The sequence below is a fragment of the Variovorax beijingensis genome (assembly GCF_007828835.1).
Taxonomy (GTDB): Bacteria; Pseudomonadota; Gammaproteobacteria; order Burkholderiales; family Burkholderiaceae_C; genus Variovorax; species Variovorax beijingensis_A.
Genome location: NZ_VIVL01000017.1, coordinates 21,469 through 40,249 on the forward strand (window position 1 = coordinate 21,469; position 18,781 = coordinate 40,249).

At 69.2% G+C, this 18,781-nt stretch carries 19 protein-coding genes; 4 read left to right on the forward strand and 15 right to left on the reverse strand.

The genetic code is table 11. From position 1 onward, the window contains the following. The first annotated feature begins 46 nt into the window (after positions 1-46). Entirely contained in the window at positions 47-460 is a 414-nt protein-coding gene (locus FB547_RS33725) for a BON domain-containing protein (protein WP_261380456.1), read from the forward strand. Then, positions 453-2,804: a phosphoketolase gene (locus tag FB547_RS30385; RefSeq protein ID WP_145747340.1), complete on the forward strand. Its 2,352-nt coding sequence runs from the start codon at positions 453-455 to the stop codon at positions 2,802-2,804. The genes FB547_RS33725 and FB547_RS30385 overlap by 8 nt, the downstream gene beginning before the upstream one ends. A 15-nt stretch (positions 2,805-2,819) precedes the next feature. Here FB547_RS30385 and FB547_RS30390 read toward each other — a convergent pair whose 3' ends face one another. From FB547_RS30390 to FB547_RS30440, 11 genes are all read right to left on the reverse strand, one after another. Next, positions 2,820-3,524 (reverse strand): sulfite exporter TauE/SafE family protein, encoded by a 705-nt coding sequence (locus FB547_RS30390; RefSeq protein WP_145747341.1) that lies wholly within the window; start codon positions 3,522-3,524, stop codon positions 2,820-2,822. Between the two features lie 2 nt (positions 3,525-3,526). Then, positions 3,527-4,837: an oxygen-independent coproporphyrinogen III oxidase gene (hemN, locus tag FB547_RS30395; RefSeq protein ID WP_145747342.1), complete on the reverse strand. Its 1,311-nt coding sequence runs from the start codon at positions 4,835-4,837 to the stop codon at positions 3,527-3,529. Next, positions 4,834-5,085 carry a hypothetical protein gene (locus tag FB547_RS30400; protein ID WP_145747343.1) on the reverse strand — a complete coding sequence of 84 codons (252 nt, stop codon included), beginning with the start codon at positions 5,083-5,085 and terminating at the stop codon, positions 4,834-4,836. Before FB547_RS30400 ends, hemN begins: the two co-directional genes overlap by 4 nt. After that, on the reverse strand, positions 5,082-5,375 hold the full coding sequence (locus tag FB547_RS30405; protein WP_145747344.1) for a FixH family protein: 294 nt from the start codon (positions 5,373-5,375) through the stop codon (positions 5,082-5,084). Before FB547_RS30405 ends, FB547_RS30400 begins: the two co-directional genes overlap by 4 nt. A 13-nt stretch (positions 5,376-5,388) precedes the next feature. After that, entirely contained in the window at positions 5,389-6,852 is a 1,464-nt protein-coding gene (gene ccoG / locus FB547_RS30410; RefSeq protein WP_145747345.1) for a cytochrome c oxidase accessory protein CcoG, read from the reverse strand. A gap of 15 nt (positions 6,853-6,867) precedes the next feature. Then, on the reverse strand, positions 6,868-7,779 hold the full coding sequence (gene ccoP, locus FB547_RS30415; RefSeq protein ID WP_145747346.1) for a cytochrome-c oxidase, cbb3-type subunit III: 912 nt from the start codon (positions 7,777-7,779) through the stop codon (positions 6,868-6,870). Positions 7,780-7,798: 19 nt separating this feature from the next. Further along, a complete protein-coding gene (locus FB547_RS30420) occupies positions 7,799-7,939 on the reverse strand; it encodes a CcoQ/FixQ family Cbb3-type cytochrome c oxidase assembly chaperone (RefSeq protein ID WP_012747922.1) in 141 nt (46 codons plus the stop codon). 13 nt (positions 7,940-7,952) lie between these two features. Next, entirely contained in the window at positions 7,953-8,582 is a 630-nt protein-coding gene (ccoO, locus tag FB547_RS30425; RefSeq protein WP_145747347.1) for a cytochrome-c oxidase, cbb3-type subunit II, read from the reverse strand. A 9-nt stretch (positions 8,583-8,591) separates the two neighbouring features. Next, positions 8,592-10,031 carry a cytochrome-c oxidase, cbb3-type subunit I gene (gene ccoN, locus FB547_RS30430; protein ID WP_145747348.1) on the reverse strand — a complete coding sequence of 480 codons (1,440 nt, stop codon included), beginning with the start codon at positions 10,029-10,031 and terminating at the stop codon, positions 8,592-8,594. A 65-nt stretch (positions 10,032-10,096) separates the two neighbouring features. Further along, on the reverse strand, positions 10,097-10,234 hold the full coding sequence (ccoS, locus tag FB547_RS30435; RefSeq protein ID WP_145747349.1) for a cbb3-type cytochrome oxidase assembly protein CcoS: 138 nt from the start codon (positions 10,232-10,234) through the stop codon (positions 10,097-10,099). Beyond that, entirely contained in the window at positions 10,234-12,561 is a 2,328-nt protein-coding gene (locus tag FB547_RS30440) for a heavy metal translocating P-type ATPase (RefSeq protein WP_145747350.1), read from the reverse strand. The genes ccoS and FB547_RS30440 overlap by 1 nt, the downstream gene beginning before the upstream one ends. A 104-nt stretch (positions 12,562-12,665) precedes the next feature. On the opposite strand from FB547_RS30440, the gene FB547_RS30445 reads away from it, so the two are divergent. After that, complete coding sequence (locus tag FB547_RS30445) at positions 12,666-13,109, forward strand: universal stress protein (protein WP_145747351.1); 444 nt, start codon at positions 12,666-12,668, stop codon at positions 13,107-13,109. A gap of 18 nt (positions 13,110-13,127) precedes the next feature. Here FB547_RS30445 and FB547_RS30450 read toward each other — a convergent pair whose 3' ends face one another. Further along, positions 13,128-14,120, reverse strand: a complete 993-nt coding sequence (locus FB547_RS30450; protein WP_145747352.1) for an AraC family transcriptional regulator — start codon at positions 14,118-14,120, stop codon at positions 13,128-13,130. A 236-nt stretch (positions 14,121-14,356) separates the two neighbouring features. Here FB547_RS30450 and FB547_RS30455 point away from each other — a divergent pair, with 236 nt between their 5' ends. Then, on the forward strand, positions 14,357-15,406 hold the full coding sequence (locus FB547_RS30455; RefSeq protein ID WP_145747353.1) for an aldo/keto reductase: 1,050 nt from the start codon (positions 14,357-14,359) through the stop codon (positions 15,404-15,406). Here the strand turns inward: FB547_RS30455 and bioD are convergent. The 3 genes from bioD to bioA are packed head-to-tail and all read right to left on the reverse strand — an operon-like array spanning position 15,389 to position 18,760. Further along, complete coding sequence (bioD, locus tag FB547_RS30460; RefSeq protein WP_145747354.1) at positions 15,389-16,135, reverse strand: dethiobiotin synthase; 747 nt, start codon at positions 16,133-16,135, stop codon at positions 15,389-15,391. The genes FB547_RS30455 and bioD overlap by 18 nt on opposite strands. Next, positions 16,132-17,364 (reverse strand): 8-amino-7-oxononanoate synthase, encoded by a 1,233-nt coding sequence (gene bioF / locus FB547_RS30465; RefSeq protein ID WP_145747355.1) that lies wholly within the window; start codon positions 17,362-17,364, stop codon positions 16,132-16,134. Before bioF ends, bioD begins: the two co-directional genes overlap by 4 nt. Continuing rightward, positions 17,348-18,760, reverse strand: coding sequence for an adenosylmethionine--8-amino-7-oxononanoate transaminase (gene bioA / locus FB547_RS30470; protein WP_145747356.1), 1,413 nt, complete (start codon positions 18,758-18,760; stop codon positions 17,348-17,350). Before bioA ends, bioF begins: the two co-directional genes overlap by 17 nt. Positions 18,761-18,781 lie beyond the last annotated feature (21 nt).

The window sequence follows — 18,781 nt, forward strand, 5'->3', positions numbered from 1 at the left end:
GCCGCGCGGCCAAAGAATCGAAGCGTTCGGTGCCGGCGTAAGAGATGTGAAAGAACGCGACCGTCGGGGCCCGCTCCCGCTTCGCGCAAAAGACCTGCGGAAAACATTGGAATTGCAGCGCGCAGGCAAGGTGCAAACTGTGCGCGCCGATAGTGTCGGCAAGGAGCGCGTTGCGAATCACGCTGCGGACGTCGCAGCAAGAAGCCCCCTCTTCCTCGAAAGGTTTGAAATGAACCCCGATATTCAACTCAGGCACGAGGTCTTCGCCCAGCTGAACTGGGACCCGGCGGTGTGCAGTTGCGACGTCGACGTGCGCGTGGCCGACGGCGTGGTCACCCTGCAGGGCCGACTGGCCAGCGAGGATCTGAAGAGCGCCGTCGAGCGCGCCGTGCGCCGCGCCGAAGGCGTCAAGCGGATCATCAACCAGCTGACCACCGCGGAATGCGCAAACAATGGCTGAACACGACGACTTCGCACTGCTGGACGCCTGGTGGCGCGCGGCCAACTACCTGTCCGTGGGCCAGATCTACCTGATGGACAACCCGCTGCTGCGCGAGAAGCTGAGCCTTTCGCACATCAAGCCGCGGCTGCTCGGCCACTGGGGCACGACGCCGGGCCTGAACTTCATCTACGCGCACATGAACCGCGCCATCGCGGCGCGCGAACTCGACGCCATCTTCATTGCGGGTCCCGGCCACGGCGGCCCGGGCGTGGTCGCCAATACCTATCTCGAGGGCACCTACAGCGAGGTCTACCCCGCCATCGGCCGGGATGCCGACGGCATGAAGCGGCTCTTCACGCAGTTCTCGTTTCCGGGCGGCATTCCGAGCCATGTGGCACCGGAAACGCCGGGTTCGATCCATGAAGGCGGCGAGCTCGGCTATTCGCTGCTGCACGCCTATGGCGCGGTGTTCGACAACCCCGCCCTGCTCGCCTGCTGCGTGATCGGCGACGGCGAGGCCGAAACCGGCGCGCTGGCCGCAAGCTGGCATTCCAACAAGTTCCTGAACCCCGAGAGCGACGGCGCCGTGCTGCCGATCCTGCATTTGAACGGCTACAAGATCGCCGGCCCCACGGTGCTCGCGCGCATTCCGGACGAAGAGCTGGCGCAGCTGCTGCGGGGCTACGGACACGAGCCGTATTTCGTTGCCGGGCACGAGCCCGCGCAGATGCACCGGCTGATGGCGGCCGCGCTCGACAAGGCGCTCGACGATATCCACGCCATCCAGGCCAGCGCCCGCAAGAGCGGCTTCCGCGAGCGGCCGCGCTGGCCGATGATCGTGCTGCGCTCGCCCAAGGGCTGGACCGGGCCGCGGCAGGTGGACGGCGTGCCGGTCGAGGGCACCTTCCGCGCGCACCAGGTGCCGCTCACCGGCTTTTCCGCCAAGCCGGAGCATGTGGGCCTGCTCGAAGACTGGATGCGCAGCTATCGGCCCGAAGAACTTTTCGATGCGGCCGGCGCGCTGCGTCCCGAGATCGCGGCGCTCGCGCCCAAGGGAACGAGGCGCATGAGCGCCAATCCGCATGCCAACGGCGGCCTGCTGCTCCGCGACCTGGCCATGCCGCCCTTCCGCGAGCACGCCGTCACGGTCACGGCGCCGGGCGCCGCGGATGCGGAGGCCACGCGCATCGCCGGCCGGTTCCTGCGCGATGTGATGCGCCGCAACGAGGCGGCGCGCAACTTCCGCGTCATGGGGCCGGACGAAACCACGTCGAACCGCCTGGACGCGCTGTTCGAGGTCACGGCGCGGAATTCCACCGCCGAGATCCTCGCCGGCGACGACCATGTGTCGCCCGAAGGCCGCGTGATGGAGGTGCTCAGCGAGCACCTTTGCCAGGGCTGGCTCGAAGGCTACCTGCTCACCGGACGCCATGGCTTCTTCTCGTGCTACGAGGCCTTCATCCACATCGTCGATTCGATGTTCAACCAGCACGCCAAGTGGCTCAAGGTGGCGCGCGGCATCGGCTGGCGGCGCCCGATCGCCTCGCTCAACTACCTGCTCACCAGCCATGTCTGGCGGCAGGACCACAACGGCTTCAGCCACCAGGACCCGGGCTTTCTCGACCACGTGGTGAACAAGAAGGCCGAGGTGGTGCGCGTGTACCTGCCGCCCGACGCCAACACGCTGCTGTCGGTGGTCGACCATTGCCTGCGCAGCCGCAACTACGTGAACGTGATCGTCGCGGGCAAGCAGCCGGGCCCGCAGTGGCTGGACATCGAATCCGCGGTGCGCCATTGCACCGTGGGCCTGGGCATCTGGACCTGGGCCAGCAACGACGAAGACGCCGCGCCGGACGTGGTGATGGCCTGCGCCGGCGACGTGCCCACGCTCGAGACGCTGGCCGCGGTCGACCTGCTGCGCAGGATGCTGCCCGAACTGAAGGTGCGCGTGGTGAACGTGGTCGACCTGATGGCGCTGCAATCGCCCGATGCGCATCCGCACGGGCTGCCCGACGCGGAGTTCGACGCCGTCTTCACCACCGACCGGCCGGTGATCTTCGCGTTCCACGGCTATCCCTCGCTGGTCCACCGGCTCACCTACAAGCGCACCAACCACGACAGCTTCCATGTCCACGGCTATTGCGAGGAAGGCACCACCACCACGCCCTTCGACATGACCGTGCTCAACCAGCTCGACCGCTTCCACCTGGCGGCCGACGCCATTGCGCGCGTCGAACGCTTTCGCAACAGCGCGGGCCATGTGCAGCAGCATCTGCGCGACAAGCTGCTGGAGCACCGCGCCTACGTGAGCGTGCACGGCAAGGACATGCCGGAGATCGAAGACTGGCGCTGGGCGGGCTGAAGCGGCGCGCGCCGTTCAGCGGCACCAGTCGGCGATCCGGTGGCCGAGGTCCGACCAGAGCGCCTGCAGTGCCACGGCCGCCAGCAGCACACCGGCAAGTCGCGCGCCCCAGGCCTGGAGCCGGTCGGTGCCGCCCCAGCGCAGCCGCTGCCAGAGCCACGGCGCCAGCACCAGCGAGATGCCGCTGCCGATGGCAAACAGCACCATCGACAGGCCGCCCTGCAGCGGACTGTTGCCCAGGCTGGCCAGCAGCAGCGCCGAGTAGAGCAGCCCGCAAGGCATGGCCACCCAGAGTGCGCCCGCTGCCAGAAGGCCCGTCGGCGTGCCCCCGGCCCACGGCCGAAGGCGCGCTTCGAGCGTGCGGCCGATGCGCTGCGCCCAAACCGGCTGCCGGCCCGCGACGGCCAGCATGGCGCCCCACGCGAACACGAACACATGCAGCAGCATCCACAGCGGCCTGAGCGCTGCGACCTGCGCGCTGGCCTGGGCCAGGCTGTCCACACTCGCGGCGGCGATGGCGCCCGCGGCGGCGTAGCTCGCGATGCGGCCCAGGTGGAAGGCCGCCGGCGCCGCGAAGGCGGTGCCTGCATGGCCGCCCGCCGTGGCCGCTGCCGGCACGATGCGGATCACCGCCGCCGAAGCCGCGCCGCACATGGCCACGCAGTGCGGGCCGCCTGCCAGGCCCATCAGCAAGGCGGCGCCGGCCCATGCGGTCTGCATGCTCAGACCACGCGCGAAAAGCGCGTGCGGTTCTCGCGGCAATAGCGGTCGAACACCATGGCAATGGCGCGCACCACGAACCAGCCCTGCGCCGTGACCTCGATGTCATGATCGCTGACCCGCACCAGCCCCTGGGCCGCGAGCGGCCCGAGCGCCGCGAACTCGGCCGCGAAGTAGTGCCGGAAGTCGATGCGGTGCGCCTCGCCGATGGCGTCGTCGAGCAGGTCGTAGTAGGTGTCCAGCGTCTTGGCGTTCTGGTTGTAGGTGGCCCCGATGCGGCCGATGGCGGAAACACCGAGTGCCACCAGGTCGCCCTCCGGCTGCGTGCTGTAGCCCTGGAAGTCGCGTTGCAGCCGCCCCTGCCGCTTGGCCACCGCCAGCGGATCGTCCGGCAGCGCGAAGTGGTCCATGCCGATGTAGACGTAGCCGGCATCGCTGAGCGTGGCAATGGCGCTGGAGAGCATCCGCACCCGCGCCGCGGCGTCGGGCAGCTCCTCCGCGGCAATGCGCCGCTGCGGCTTGAAGCGCTCGGGCAGGTGCGCATAGGCATAGAGCGCGATGCGGTCGGGCCGAAGCTCGCAGACCTGGGCCATCGTGCGCTCGAAGGAGGCGTCGTTCTGGCGCGGCAGCCCGTAGATCAGGTCGGCGTTGATCGACTTGAAGCCCAGCGCGCGCGCATCGGCCATCAAGCCGAACACCTGGTGCGCGGGCTGGATGCGGTGCACGGCCTTCTGCACCTCGGGGTCGAAGTCCTGCACGCCGAAGCTCAGCCGGTTGAAGCCCAGCGCCGCCAGGCTGGCGAGCCGTGCGGCATCGACGGTGCGCGGATCGATCTCGATGGACCATTCGCCGCCCGCTATGAAGTCGAAGGATTCGCGCAGCATGGCCAGGAGTTCACCGAGCTGCGCGTCGCTCAGGAAGGTGGGCGTGCCGCCGCCCAGGTGCAGCTGGCTCACGGCGGCGCGGCGGCCGAGCTGCGCGGCCTGCAGCCGGGTCTCGCGCGCCAGGTAGGCCAGGTACTGGGTGGCCCGCTCGCGGTGCCGCGTCACCACCTTGTTGCATGCGCAGTAGTAGCACAGCGATTCGCAGAACGGAATGTGCACATAGAGCGACAGCGGCGGCGCCGAAGTGCCCGCATCGCGCCGCTCGCGCAGCGCCGCCGCGTACTCGTCCGCGCCAAAGGCCTCGATGAACCGGTCGGCCGTGGGATACGAGGTGTAGCGCGGGCCGGCGACGTCGAACTGCCGCAGCACGGCGGCGGACAAGGGGGCGGCAAGGGGCGCCTCGATGAAGGCGGTGCAGGGCTGTGTCATTGCGCGGGCTCGGCGGGTTCGCGGGACGGCGGCATGGCCAGCAGCGCCGTGAACGCGCTCGAAGCCGCCGCCATGCCCCAAAAAACGAAGAAGGCCACGGTGTAGACGCCCTGGCGCGACATCCGCAGCGCCTCGCCGCCCCAGTGCAGGTCGGAAGGATCGACCATCGCGAAGACCAGGATTTCGATGGCGCAGGCCAGCAGGAACGCGGGCCACAGGATGCCGATCAGCTGGCGCGGCCCGCTCATGGCGCGGCCCCGCGGCGCGGTCCCGGCACGGCCTCGGCCGGCGTCGCCGCGTGGTTGCGGCCGTTGACCGCGGGCATCAATGCCTTGTCCGCCAGGGTCTTGTTGATCTCGACGCCGCGGCGGTAGTAGTCCTCGGACACCAGCGGGTCGGGGCTGTCCCAGGCGTACCAGAGGGTCACGAAGCTCGCGACCACCACCAGCGCGGGGCCGGCGATCACCATCCAGAGCAGCGGATGCCGCCACCACGCGTCGCGTGGGGCCGGCGGCGGGCTTGTTGTTGTTGCGTTCATCGTCTCGGCTCCTTCAGCGCGGCACAAGAAAGGCCGCTTTTTCCGACACCTGGACACCGCTGCGCTCGTCCCGGATGTCGAAATGCACCGTGTGCGAACCCGCGGGCACCGCGCCGTAGGGCACCTGCAGCCGCACCGCGACCCAGCGCGACTGCGCCGCACCGATCGTGACCGGTTCGCCCGGCGAGACGGTCAGGCCCTCGAGGCCGTGGGCGGCAATGCGGTAATCGCGCGCCTCCTCGGTGGCGTTCATGATCTGCAGCCGGTAGACGTTCTCGAGCCGGCCGTCCTCGACGATGCGGGCCAGCGATGCGCGGTCGCGCACCACGTCCACCTTCAGCGGCATGCGCGTGACGAGGCTCGCGAGCAGCCCGATGACCAGCAGCGCCAGGATCGCGGTGTAGACCAGCACGCGCGGGCGCAGCACGCGGCGCAGCAGCTGGCCGCGCGTCCATCCGGCCTCCATGCCGTTCTGCGTGTCGTAACGGATCAGCCGCGGCGCATAGGCCATCTTCTGCATCACGGTGTCGCAGGCGTCCACGCACAGGCCGCAGCCGATGCACTCGTACTGCAGCCCCTTGCGGATGTCGATGCCCGTCGGGCACACCTGCACGCAGAGCCCGCAGTCGATGCAGTCGCCGAGCGCCATGCTGCGCGGGTCGACGCCTTTGCGCCGGGGCGCACGCGGCTCGCCGCGCTCCGGATCGTAGGTGACGATGAGCGTGTCGCGGTCGAACATGGCGCTCTGGAAGCGTGCATAGGGGCACATGTACTTGCAGACCTGCTCGCGCATGAAACCGGCATTGCCATAGGTCGCAAAGCCGTAGAAGAAGACCCAGAACACTTCCCACGAACCCATGCGGGTCTGCAGGAAGGCCAGCCCCAGGTCGCGGATCGGCGTGAAGTAGCCCACGAAGGTGAAGCCGGTCCACAGCGCGATGCCGATCCACACCAGGTGCTTGAACCATTTCTTCACCAGCTTCTCGAGCGACATCGATTCGGCGTCCAGCCGCATACGCGCCGTGCGGTTGCCTTCGATCCTGTGCTCCACCCACATGAAGATCTCGGTGTAGACGGTCTGCGGGCAGGCATAACCGCACCACAGCCGCCCGGCCACCGCGGTGAAGAGGAAGAGCGCCAGCGCGCTGACCACCAGCAGTCCCGAAAGGTAGATCAGGTCCTGCGGATACAGCACCAGCCCGAAGATGTAGAAGCGGCGTGCAGCCAGGTCGAACAGCACCAGCTGCCGCTCGCCCCACTCGGCCCACGGCAGGCCGTAGAACACCAGCTGGGTCAGGAAGACCATCGCCCAGCGCCAGCGCGCGAACATGCCGCGCACGGTGCGCGGATAGATCTTCTTCGAGGCCTCGTACAGGCCCACCGAGTCACTCTCGACCGGAACGATGGGAATGGTCTTGCGCGCACCGGGGCTGGCCGGTGTCGATGCAGAGGAGGAAACGGGGGCGGATGAGTCCATGACGGCCGGTCGGTGTCAGGGCCCGGTGGCAGGGTTGGAGAAACCCCAGACATAGGATGCGAGCAGCTTGATCTGGGCCTCCGTGAGCCGGCCCTCCTGCGCGGGCATCTCGCTGTGCTTGCCGGCGTTGACCATCTGCACGATGGCGGCCTCGCCGTAGCCGTGCAGCCAGATCTTGTCGCTGAGGTTGGGGGCGCCCACGGCCTGGTTGCCCACGCCGCCGATGCCGTGGCAGGCAGCGCACACCGTGAACTTCGACTTGCCGAGGCCGGCGCGCACCGAGTCGTGCGGCGCGCCCGAAAGGCTCAGCACATAGTTCGCCAGGTTCTTGACGTCGTCCTGCGAGCCCACCGCCGCCGCCATCGGCGGCATCGTGCCGACGCGGCCCTTGGTGATGGTCTCGACGATCTTCTCGGGCGTGCCGCCGTGCAGCCAGTCCTTGTCGGTCAGGTTGGGAAATCCCTTGCTGCCGCGCGCATCGGAGCCATGGCACTGGGAACAGTTGTTCATGAACAGGCGCTCGCCGATGGCCATGGCCTTGGGCTCGCGCGCAATGTCCTCCATCGGCATGGCGGCGTAGCCCGCATAGACGGGCGCCAGCGCCTTGGTGGCCTTGGCGACGTCCTCGTCGTACTCGGTCCTGGTGCTCCAGTTCGCCTGGCCGGCGAAGCTGCCCAGGCCGGGAAAGACCACCAGGTAGCCCACCGCGAAGAAGATGGTGAGCACGAAGAGGCCGATCCACCACATGGGCAGCGGATTGTTGGCTTCGCGCAGGTCCTCGTCCCAGACGTGGCCGGTGGTGTTGTCCGCATCGGACGGTACGCGCTTGCGGGCCGTGAGCCACAGCAGCAGCATGCATCCGAGGATGCTCAGCACCGTGCCGGCGGCAATGTAGTTGGACCAGAAGTTGTTGACGAAATCGCTCATCGTGGGCCCCTTTTGTTCTTCAGTCCTGCTCGAACGGCAGCTGCGCGGCTTCCTCGAAGCGCGGCGCATTGCGGCGGGCATAGGCCCAGGCCACGATACCGAGGAAAAGCACAAAGCAGGAAACGGTGGCGGCAACGCGCAAGGTGGTGATGTCGATCATGGTTCGGTGCTCCCTACTTGAGCGCGAGGCCCAGCGATTGCAGGTACGCCACGGTGGCGTCCATCTCGGTCTTGCCGCGCACGTCGTCGGCGGAACGGGCGATCTCCTCGTCCGTGTACGGCACGCCGACCTGGCGCAGCGCGCGCATGCGGCGCGGAATGGCGTCGGCATCGACCTGGGTCCTGTCCAGCCAGGCATACGCCGGCATGTTCGATTCGGGCACCAGGTCGCGCGGGTTGTTCAGGTGGATGCGGTGCCACTCGTCGCTGTACTTGCCGCCCACGCGGTGCAGGTCGGGGCCGGTGCGCTTGCTGCCCCACTGGAACGGATGGTCATAGACGAACTCGCCGGCCACCGAGTAGTGGCCGTAGCGCAGCGTCTCCGAGCGGAACGGCCGGATCATCTGCGAATGGCAGTTGTAGCAGCCCTCGCGCAGGTAGACGTCGCGGCCGGCCAGCTGCAGCGCGGTGTTCGGCTTCAGGCCCTGGATCGGCTCGGTGGTCGACTTCTGGAAGAACAGCGGCACGATCTCGACCATGCCGCCGATGGCGACCACCACGAGAATCAGCACGATCATCAGCAGGTTGTTGGTCTCCACCTTTTCATGGGTGAAGCCGCTTTGGGAGGGGTTCTTCTGCGTCATGGCGCTTCCTCAGGCGTGGGCAATGGCAACGGGCGGGATGGCGGCCCTCACGGAGCGCCCGGAGATGACGGTCATCCACACGTTCCACGCCATCACCAGCATCCCCGCCAGATACAGCAGGCCGCCGGACAGCCGCACCACGTAGAACGGGAAGGTGGCCTTCACGCTCTCCACGAAGGTGTAGGTGAGCGTGCCGTCGGCGTTCACGGCGCGCCACATCAGGCCCTGCATCACGCCGGCGATCCACATGGCGGCGATGTACAGCACGATGCCGATGGTGGCCATCCAGAAGTGCGCCTCGATGGCCTTCACGCTGTACATGGCAGTGCGGCCGTACATGCGCGGAATCAGGTAGTAGAGCGAGCCCATCGTGATGAAGCCCACCCAGCCCAGCGCGCCGGAGTGCACGTGGCCGACGGTCCAGTCGGTGTAGTGGCTCAGGGCATTGACGGTCTTGATCGACATCATCGGGCCCTCGAAGGTCGACATGCCGTAGAACGACAGCGCCACGATCAGGAAGCGCAGGATCGGATCGGTGCGCAGCTTGTGCCAGGCGCCCGAGAGCGTCATCACGCCGTTGATCATGCCGCCCCAGCTCGGCGCGAGCAGGATCAGCGAGAACACCATGCCCAGCGACTGCGTCCAGTCCGGCAGCGCCGTGTAGTGCAGGTGGTGCGGGCCGGCCCACATGTAGGTGAAGATCAGCGCCCAGAAGTGGACGATCGAGAGCCGGTACGAATACACCGGCCGGCCGGCCTGCTTGGGGATGTAGTAGTACATCATTCCGAGGAAGCCCGCGGTGAGGAAGAAGCCCACCGCGTTGTGGCCGTACCACCACTGCACCATCGCGTCCTGCACGCCGGCATAGGCCGAGTAGCTCTTCATCCAGCCCGCCGGAATCTCGGCGCTGTTGACGATGTGCAGCAGCGCCACCGCGATGATGAAGGCGCCGTAGAACCAGTTGGCCACGTAGATGTGGCGCACCTTCCGGATCCCGATGGTGCCGAAGAACACCACCGCATAGGCCACCCACACCACCGCGATCAGGATGTCGATGGGCCATTCGAGCTCGGCGTATTCCTTGCCCGTGGTGTAGCCCAGCGGCAGGCTGATGGCGGCGGCCACGATCACGGCCTGCCAGCCCCAGACCACGAACGACGCGAGCGCCGGCGCGAACAGCCGGACCTGGCAGGTGCGCTGCACCACGTGGAAGCTGGTGGCCATGAGCGCGCAGCCGCCGAACGCAAAGATCACCGCGTTGGTGTGCAGCGGCCGCAGCCGCCCATAGCTGAGCCACGGAATGCCGAGGCTGAATTCGGGCCAGGCGAGCTCGGTGGCGATGATCACGCCGACCAGCATGCCGACCACGCCCCAGACCACGGACATGAGGGCGAGCTGCCGTACGGCGGTGTCGTCGTAGACCGCTGCGGGAGGATTGGGTTCTTGCATCGTGGTGCCTCTTGATGGACTGCGGGCAGTGTCCCCGCGCCCTCCTCCCGAGGGTTTGATGCAGATCAATCGCCGCGCAGGATGCGGTCGCCCTCGATCTCGATGTCTTCGAACTGGCCGCGCTCGATCGCCCACCAGAGGCAGCCGAGGATGGCGAGCACCAGCACGACGGACAGCGGGATCAGCAGGAACAGGATGTCCATCAGCGCACCGCCCTGCCCGCGGCGGGGGCCGCGAGCCGCGCCGCGTTGAGCACCACCACCAGCGAACTCGCTGCCATGCCCAGCCCGGCCAGCCAGGCGGGCAGCCAGCCCATGACGGCCAGCGGCACGCACAGCGCGTTGTAGCCGGCCGCCCACGCGAGGTTCTGCCGCACCACGCGCAGCGTTCGCCGCGCCTGCGCGATGGTGCGCGGAATAGCCGCGAGCGCATCGCCCGGCACCACGAAGTCGGCCCGCGCGCGCGACAGCGGCACGGCGCGCCCGAAGGCGAAGGAGGCGTTCGCGCGCGCCAGCGAAGGCCCGTCGTTCAGGCCGTCGCCCACCATCGCCACCTGCCGGCCTTCGGCCTGCAGGCGCCACAGGACCTCGAGCTTGTCTTCGGGCGTGCAGCCGCCCTGCGCAAATTCGATGCCGGCGCGCGCGGCGATCTCGCGTGCGGCGCTGTCGCGGTCGCCCGACAGCAGCCGCACCGTGACGCCTTCGGCCTGCAGTGCCGCCACCGCGGCGGCCGCGTCCGGACGCAGTTCCTCGGCCAGCACGAAGCTCGCGATCCAGCCCTGCTCGTCGCTGAGGTGCACCTGCGGCGCCTCGACCTGCAGTGGCGCCACATTGCAATGGCTCGCCGAACCCAGCCGCACGCGCCGCGCAGGCCCGCCCGCATCGCCGCTTCGGCGCAGCAGGCCTTCGAGCCCGAGTCCGGCCAGCTCGGCCGGCTGCGCCACTTCCCAGGCGGGCGGCGAGCGGAATTGCGCATTCCACGCATTCACGAGAGCCCGCGCGCCCGGATGCAGCGAGTGCGCGCCCAGCGCGGCGCCGATCTCCAGCGCGTCGCCGGGGCGCAAGCCCTGGCGGCAGTACACGCGTTCGAGGCGCGGCGTGTCGCCGGTCAGCGTGCCCGTCTTGTCGAAGATCACCGTGTCGACCGAGGCCAGCGCCTCCAGCGCCTGCAGGTTGGACGTCAGCACGCCGCCGCGCGCCAATGCGCCCGCGCTCGCGAGCATGGCGGCCGGCGTTGCGAGCGACAGCGCGCACGGGCAGGTCACGATCAGCACCGCCACCGCCACCATCAACGCCTTGCCCGGATCGACCGGCCACCAGAAGGCCGCGGCGCTGCCGGCCGACAACAGCACCAGCACGAGGAACGGCCGTGCGATCCGGTCGGCCAGCCGAGCCAGCCGCGGCTTGCCCAGCGCGGCGCTTTCCATCAGCCGAACGATCTGCGCAAAGCGCGTGCCCTCGCCCACCGATTCGATGCGCACCTGCACCGTGGCCGACAGGTTGTGGCTGCCCGCCAGTACGCGCTCGCCGCGCGCCCGCGCCACCGGGCGGGATTCGCCGGTCAGCAGCGCTTCGTCGGTGCTGGTGCCGCCGTCGATCAGCATGCCGTCGGCCGGAAAGGCCTCGCCCGGCCGCACCCGCACCACGTCGCCCGCGGCCAGGCGCCGCACCGCCACACGCTCCCAGCCGCCCGCGGCATCCAGGCGCTCGATGCTGTCGGGCAGGCGGTTCATCACGGCCTCGAGCGAACCGGCCGTGCGGTCGCGCAGCCGCGCTTCAAGCCAGCGGCCCGTGAGCAGGAAGAACACGAACATGGTGAGCGAGTCGAAATAGACCTCGTGCCCCAGCGCGCCTGCGCTGTCGAAGGTGGCCGCGGTGCTGACCGCGAATGCGATGGCGATGCCGAAGGCAACCGGCACGTCCATGCCGATGCGTGCATGGCGAAGATCGCGCCACGCACTGCGAAAGAACGGCCCGCAGGAGAAGAACAGCACCGGCAGCGTCAGCACCCAGGAGGCCCAGCGAAGCAGCTGCGCGGCGTCCGGCGTCATTTCGCCGGGCTGCGCGATGTAGGCCGGGTAGGCATACATCATCACCTGCATCATGCAGAAGCCCGACACCAGCCAGCGCCAGAGCGCGAGCCGCAACTCGCGCGAACGGCGCTCGCGCGCGGAGCTGTCCGCGGCGGGCACCAGCCGGTAGCCGGCAGCTTCGCAGGCCTCGAACCAGCGCGAAGGCCGCGTCTGCGCGGCGGACCAGACCACGCGGGCGCGCTGGCTCGCGGCGTTCACCTGGACCTCGAGCACGCCTGCCACGCGCAGCAGCGCCGCCTCCACAGCGAGGCCGCAGCCCGCGCAGTGCATGCCTTCCACCGCCACCTGCGATTCCCAGCGCACGGTGCCGGCATCGCCGCCATCGAGCGCATGGCCGAACGCAGGCCATTCGGCGGGATCGTCGAGCGCCTGCCACTCTTCACGGGGTGCCCGTGGAAGCGCGGCGGCCGGGGAAAAGGGGGCGAGCGCAGCTTGCATCGGGCAAGGCTAAGGGCCGGGCCCCCGTTCCCGTTTGATCTGCATCAAGTGACGAAAGCAGCCCGCGGCCTAAGCTCGCGGCACACCTCCCCGGACAGAAAACCATGTACAAGCGCATTCTCGTGGCCACCGACGGCTCCACACTCTCGAAGAAAGCGGTCACGAGTGCGATCGCCCTGGCGAGCCGGCACGATGCCGACCTCGTGGCGCTCACCGTGGTGCCACGCTACCCCAAGAGCTACTTCGACGGCGCGATGTCCTTCTCGCCCGAAGACATCGCCCGGGTCGAAAAGCAATGGGCCGACAAGGCGCAGGACATGCTCGACGGCGTGGCGGCACGCGCGGCGGCGAGCGGCGTGCCATTGAAGAAGGCCATCGCCAATTCGGACCTGGTGGCCGAATCGATCGTCGCCGCCGCGAAGAAGCACAAGTGCGACCTGATCGTCATGGCCTCGCACGGCCGCAAGGGCATCAAGCGGCTGCTGCTGGGCAGCGAGACGCAGCACGTGCTGACGCACTCCGCGCTGCCCGTGCTGGTGCTGCGCTGACCGCCCGGCGGGCCTGCTTCAGGCGGCCTGCATCGAGCCCGCGCCGAGAGCGTCGTTCTCGGCTTCGCTGAGCCAGCGGCGCTTGTCGCGCAGCGGCGGCGCGCCGAACATGCGGCTGTACTCGCGCGCGAACTGCGACGGGCTCTCGTAGCCCACGCTGTGCGCCGCGCTCGACACGTCCACGCCCGCCATCAGCATCTGGCGGCGCGCCTCCTGCAGGCGCAGCTGCTTCTGGTACTGCAGCGGGCTCATGGCCGTCACGGCCTTGAAGTGATGGTGGAACGACGACACGCTCATGTGCACCGCGCGCGCCATGTCCTCGATCCGCAGCGACTGCGAATAGTTGATGCGCAGCGCGCTGATCGCCTTGGCGATGCGCTGGGTGTGGCTGTCCTGCAGCGCGATCTGCCGCAGCCGCGCGCCCTCTCCGTTCACCAGCAGGCGGTACATGATCTCGCGCTTGATGAGCGGCGCCATGATCGGCACGTCCTCGGGCGACTCGACCAGCCGCAGCAGCCGCAGCACCGGCTCCAGCACCGGCATGCCGATGCGGTTGACGTACATGCCGCGCGACGCCGGCGCATTGGCCTTGGCGGGCAGCTTCTCGTCGCCGATGAGCTTGCCGATCTCGTCGATCGCGAGCTCCAGCCGCAGCCCGAGGTAAGGTTCGTTGTCGCTCGTCAGGCGCACCTGGCCGCACACCGGCAGGTCGACCGAGGTCACGAGGTAGTGCATGGGGTCGTACACATAGATGTCGTCGCCCACGATGATCCGCTTGGAGCCCTGCGCGATCAGCCCGAGCGCCGGGGTCGCGAAGGCATGCTTGGGACCGTCGGGCTTGCTGATGCAGTGGACCTGCAGGCCGTCCACCGGCGTTTCCACGGTGCCGTCCTGGCCGCGCGTGATGCGGTTGATCAGCCCGACCAGCTCCTTCCGGGCTTCGTCGAGTTCGGGCTCCAGCGGCATCGGCTGGGCAATGGCGGCAGCGATTTGAGGTGTTGGGTCAGGCATGTTCGGGGCCTTGTCACGGGTGGGGGCCGCATGGGCGGCCGGCGTGGAGGATCGGGTGGTTCAAAGCTTAGCGCCACGCTAACGAATCTGCACGGCCCGCGCAGGAGGTCTGGAGAAATAGGCAAGGACTTTGCAGGAACGCGCTCGCCATGCCCGGCGCCGCGGCCGGATACTTTTGCGGACGGCGGGGGCCTTCCGGCCCTCTTCTCGCGCCACCCACCCAAAGGACATCTCTCATGCAGTACCGCAAATTCGGCCGCACCGGCCTGTTCGTTTCCGAACTCTGCCTCGGCACCATGACCTTCGGCGGCTCCAGCGGCATCTGGGGCCAGATCGGCAACCTCCAGCAGTCCGAGGCGGAAGGCCTGGTCGGCCGCGCGCTCGACGCCGGCATCAACTTCATCGACACCGCCGACGTGTACTCCGAAGGCCTGTCGGAAACCATCACCGGCCAGGCGCTGAAGAACCTCAAGGTGCCGCGCGAAAACGTCGTGGTCGCCACCAAGGTGTTCGGCGAGACCGGCAAGACCGCCAATGCGGCCGGCGCCTCGCGCTACCACATCATGGACGGCGTGAAGGCCAGCCTCAGGCGCCTGCAGCTGGACCACATCGACCTCTACCAGATCCACGGCTTCGACCCAGTCACGCCCATCGAGGAAACCGTGCGCGCGCTGGACAACCTGGTGCAGCAGGGCCACGTGCGCTACGTGGGCGTTTCCAACTGGGCGGCCTGGCAGATCATGAAGGCGCTGGGCATCGCCGAACGCCAGGGGCTCGCGCGCTTCGAATCGCTGCAGGCCTACTACACCATCGCGGGCCGCGACCTGGAGCGCGAACTGGCGCCGATGCTGCAGAGCGAAAGCCTCGGCCTGATGGTCTGGAGCCCGCTGGCGGGCGGCCTCTTGAGCGGCAAGTACGGGCGCGGCACCGAAGCCGAGAAAGGCAGCCGCCGCGCCAGCTTCGACTTTCCGCCGGTGAACGTCGAGCGCGCCTACGACTGCATCGACGTGATGCGCCAGCTGGCCGAAGCGCGCAAGGTGTCGGTGGCGCAGATCGCGCTCGCGTGGCTGCTGCACCAGCCGGTGGTGACCAGCGTGATCGTCGGCGCCAAGCGCGTCGCGCAGCTGGACGACAACATTGCCGCCACCGCGATCCGGCTCTCCGCCGATGAGCTGGCCGCACTCGGCAAGGTGAGCGCCCTGCCCTCCGAGTACCCGGGCTGGATGCTCGAGCGCCAGGGCGGCGCACGGGCGAAGCGCCTCGCCGAATCAGGCCAGCGCGGCTGACCGGCGCGCAGCGTGGGCCGCGGTAGCGCGCAATGCGCGCAGGTCGAGGTGCCGCGCGGCGTGGGCCGCCGAGGGCTCGGCCAAATGCGGCACCACGCCTAGCAAGGGCGCGCCGAGCCGGTCGCGCAGCGTCTGGAGATTGGCCTCGGGTGCCAGCATCTCCGGCTCGATGGTGCTCGCGATCCACCCCGCCAGCATGAGCCCGCGCGTGCGGATCGCTTCAGCCGTGAGCAGCGCATGGTTCAGGCAGCCCAGGCGCAGCCCGACCACAAGGATCACCGGCAGTCCCAGCGCCACGGCCAGGTCGGAGCTGTCGATGTCGTCGCCGAACGGCACGCAGAAGCCGCCCACGCCTTCGACCACCACCGCGTCGGCCTGCTGCGACAACGCCGCGAAGGCCGACAGCAGTGGCGGCAGTTCGATGCGCGCGCCCTCTTCGCGCGCCGCAAGGTGCGGCGACATCGGCGCACGCAGCAGGTACGGGCAGCGCAGGGCCAGGGGCGCATCGACATTGCCGGCCGCGTGCAGCTGCTCGACGTCCTCGTTGCGCCAGGCGCCATCGATGCGTTCCAGCCCCGCGGCCACCGGCTTCATGCCGACCGCGCGCAGGCCCGATGCGGCCAGCAGGCTCAGCATCGCGCTGCTGGCCAGCGTCTTGCCGACGCCCGTATCGGTGCCCGTGACGAACCAGCGGCGGTGTGTCATGGGTGCACCCGGCGCGGCGCTCATGCGGCCTTCTTCCACGGCTGCACCAATGCTTCACCCAAGGCGTCGAGCAGCCGTGCCACATCGTCCTGCGAATGGCTGGCCGACAGCGTGATCCGCAGCCGTGCGGTGCCGGCGGGCACGGTCGGCGGGCGGATCGCACCGACGCGCAGGCCGCGGGCATCGAGCTGCGCCATCGTCTGCATCGCGCGTGCGTTGTCGCCGACGATCAGCGGCTGGATCGCGGTCGGCGAATCGGGCAGCCAGGCGCTGCCGTCCGCCGGCAGGATCGCCTCGAGGCCGCGGCGCAGCTGGGCGATGCGCGCATGCAAACGGGCGCGGCGCACGTCGCCTTCTTCGCCCTCGATCAGCGCCAGGCTCGCGAGCAGCGCATGCGCGATGGCCGGCGGCGCGGCGGTGGTGAAGATGTACGGCCGCGCGCGCTGCACGAGGTAGTCGATCACGGTGCGGTGCGCCGCCACGAAAGCGCCCGACACCCCGGCCGCCTTGCCGAGCGTGCCGACGAGCACCAGCCGCTCCGAGCGCAGCCCCATGGCCTGCAGCACGCCGCGGCCCGTGGCGCCCAGCACGCCGAAGCCGTGCGCGTCGTCCAGCACCAGCCAGGCGTCGTGGCGCTCGGCCAGCGCGAGCAGCTCGGCCACGGGCGCGATGTTGCCGTCCATGCTGAAGACCGCATCGCTCACGATCAGCTTGACCGGCGCATCGCAGGCGCCGAGCTGCGCATCGAGCGCGGCCGTGTCGCAATGCGGATAGCGCTCGACCCGCGCCTTGGCCAGCCGCGCCCCGTCGATCAGCGACGCGTGATTCAGCGACTCCGAAAAGATCACCGCCTCGGCACCGCCGAGCGCCGACAGCACTGCGAGGTTGGCCATGTAGCCCGTGCAGAAGAACAGGCTTTGCGCCTCCGGGATGAACGGCGCCATCCAGCCGGCCAGCCGTTCCTCGAGTTCGGCATGCGCGCGCGAGTGGCCGAGGATCAGGTGCGACCCGCCGCTGCCCGTGCCGTAGCGTGCCGCGCCTTCGGCCAGTGCGGCGGCGAGTGCCGGATGCGCGGCAAGGCCGAGGTAGTCGTTGCTGCTGAAGCCGAGCATGGTGCGCGGCGCGCTCGCGCCGGCCAGCGTCAGCGATTGCTCGGGGGCGCAGGCGGTTTCGGCGATCTGCCGGTGGCGGCGCAGCGACTGCGCGTCGAGCGCGGCGATCTCGCCCTGCAGGCGTTCAAGCAAGCGCGGCATCGCGGCCTCCTTCTGCGTGATTTGCGTGGTCTGCACGGGCGGAGGCGGCCACGGCCTGCAGCGTGGCCAGCGTGCCGTCGACCAGCAGGTCGATCTCGCCGTCGCCGATCGCATACGGCGGCATGAGGTAGACGGTCGCACCGATGGGACGCATCAGCAGTCCGTTCGCTCGTGCGGCAAGGTGAAAGCGCTCCGCGAACCGGGCGCCGGGCTCGCGCATGTCGAAGGCCGTGATCATTCCGCGCTGGCGCAGATGCTCGACGGGCACGCCGTGAAGCCCCTCGCGCAACCGGTCGATCAACCGTTCGGCACGGGCGCGGTTGCGGCGCAGCGCGTCCTCGCGCTCGAACAGATCGAGTGTCGCGAGCGCCGCGCGGCAGGCCAGCGCGTTGCCGGTGTAGGAATGGGAATGCAGGAAGCTGCGCGCCACGTCGTCGTCGACGAAGCCCTGGTAGATCGCATCGCGCGTCATCACCAGCGCCAGTGGCAGGTAGCCGCCGCTGATGCCCTTGGAAAGGCACAGGAAATCGGGCCAGATGCCGGCCTGCTCGCACGCGAAGAAGCTGCCGGTGCGCCCGCAGCCCACCGCAATCTCGTCGGCGATGAGGTGCACGCCGTAGCGGTCGCACAGCGCGCGCACGAGCCGCAGGTAGTCGGGGTCGTGCATCGCCATGCCGGTGGCGCATTGCACCAGCGGCTCGACGATCACGGCAGCGATCGATGCATGCCTTTTCGCCAGCAGCGCTTCGAGTTCGGCCGCGGCGCGGCGCGCCACGGCAGCGGCGTCCTCGCCCGGCTGCGCGGCCCGGGCGTCGGGCGATGCCACGAGGTGCGCATTCGCGAGCAGCGGCGCGTAGGCGTCGCGGAACACCGGCACGTCGGTCACATGCAGCGCCCCCAGCGTTTCGCCGTGGTAACCCTGGCGCAGCGCGACGAAGTCCTGCTTGCCGCTCCGGCCTGCATTGCGCCATGCATGAAAGCTCATCTTCAACGCGATCTCCACGGCCGAGGCGCCGTCCGAGGCATAGAAGCAGTGGCCTAGCGCATGGCCCGTCAGCGCGGCGAGCCGCTCGGCCAGCTCGACGGCCGGCGCATGCGTACAGCCCGCGAGCATCACATGCGAGAGCGTGTCGAGCTGGTCCTTCAGCGCGGCGTTGATGGCCGGGTGCGCATGGCCGAAGAGATTGACCCACCACGAGCTCGTCGCGTCGAGGTAGCGGCGTCCGTCGTGGTCGAACAGCCAGACGCCCTCGCCCCGCGCGATCGGCAGCGGCGGCACGGCTTCGAGCCGGATGCTCTGCGTGCACGGATGCCAGACGTGGCGCCGGCTGCGCTGCTGCCAGCCGGCGTTTTTGGACGCGGCAGGCGTCGAGGGAGAAGCAATCGTTGGCGGCATCCGCGCATTCCTTTGGGGGCA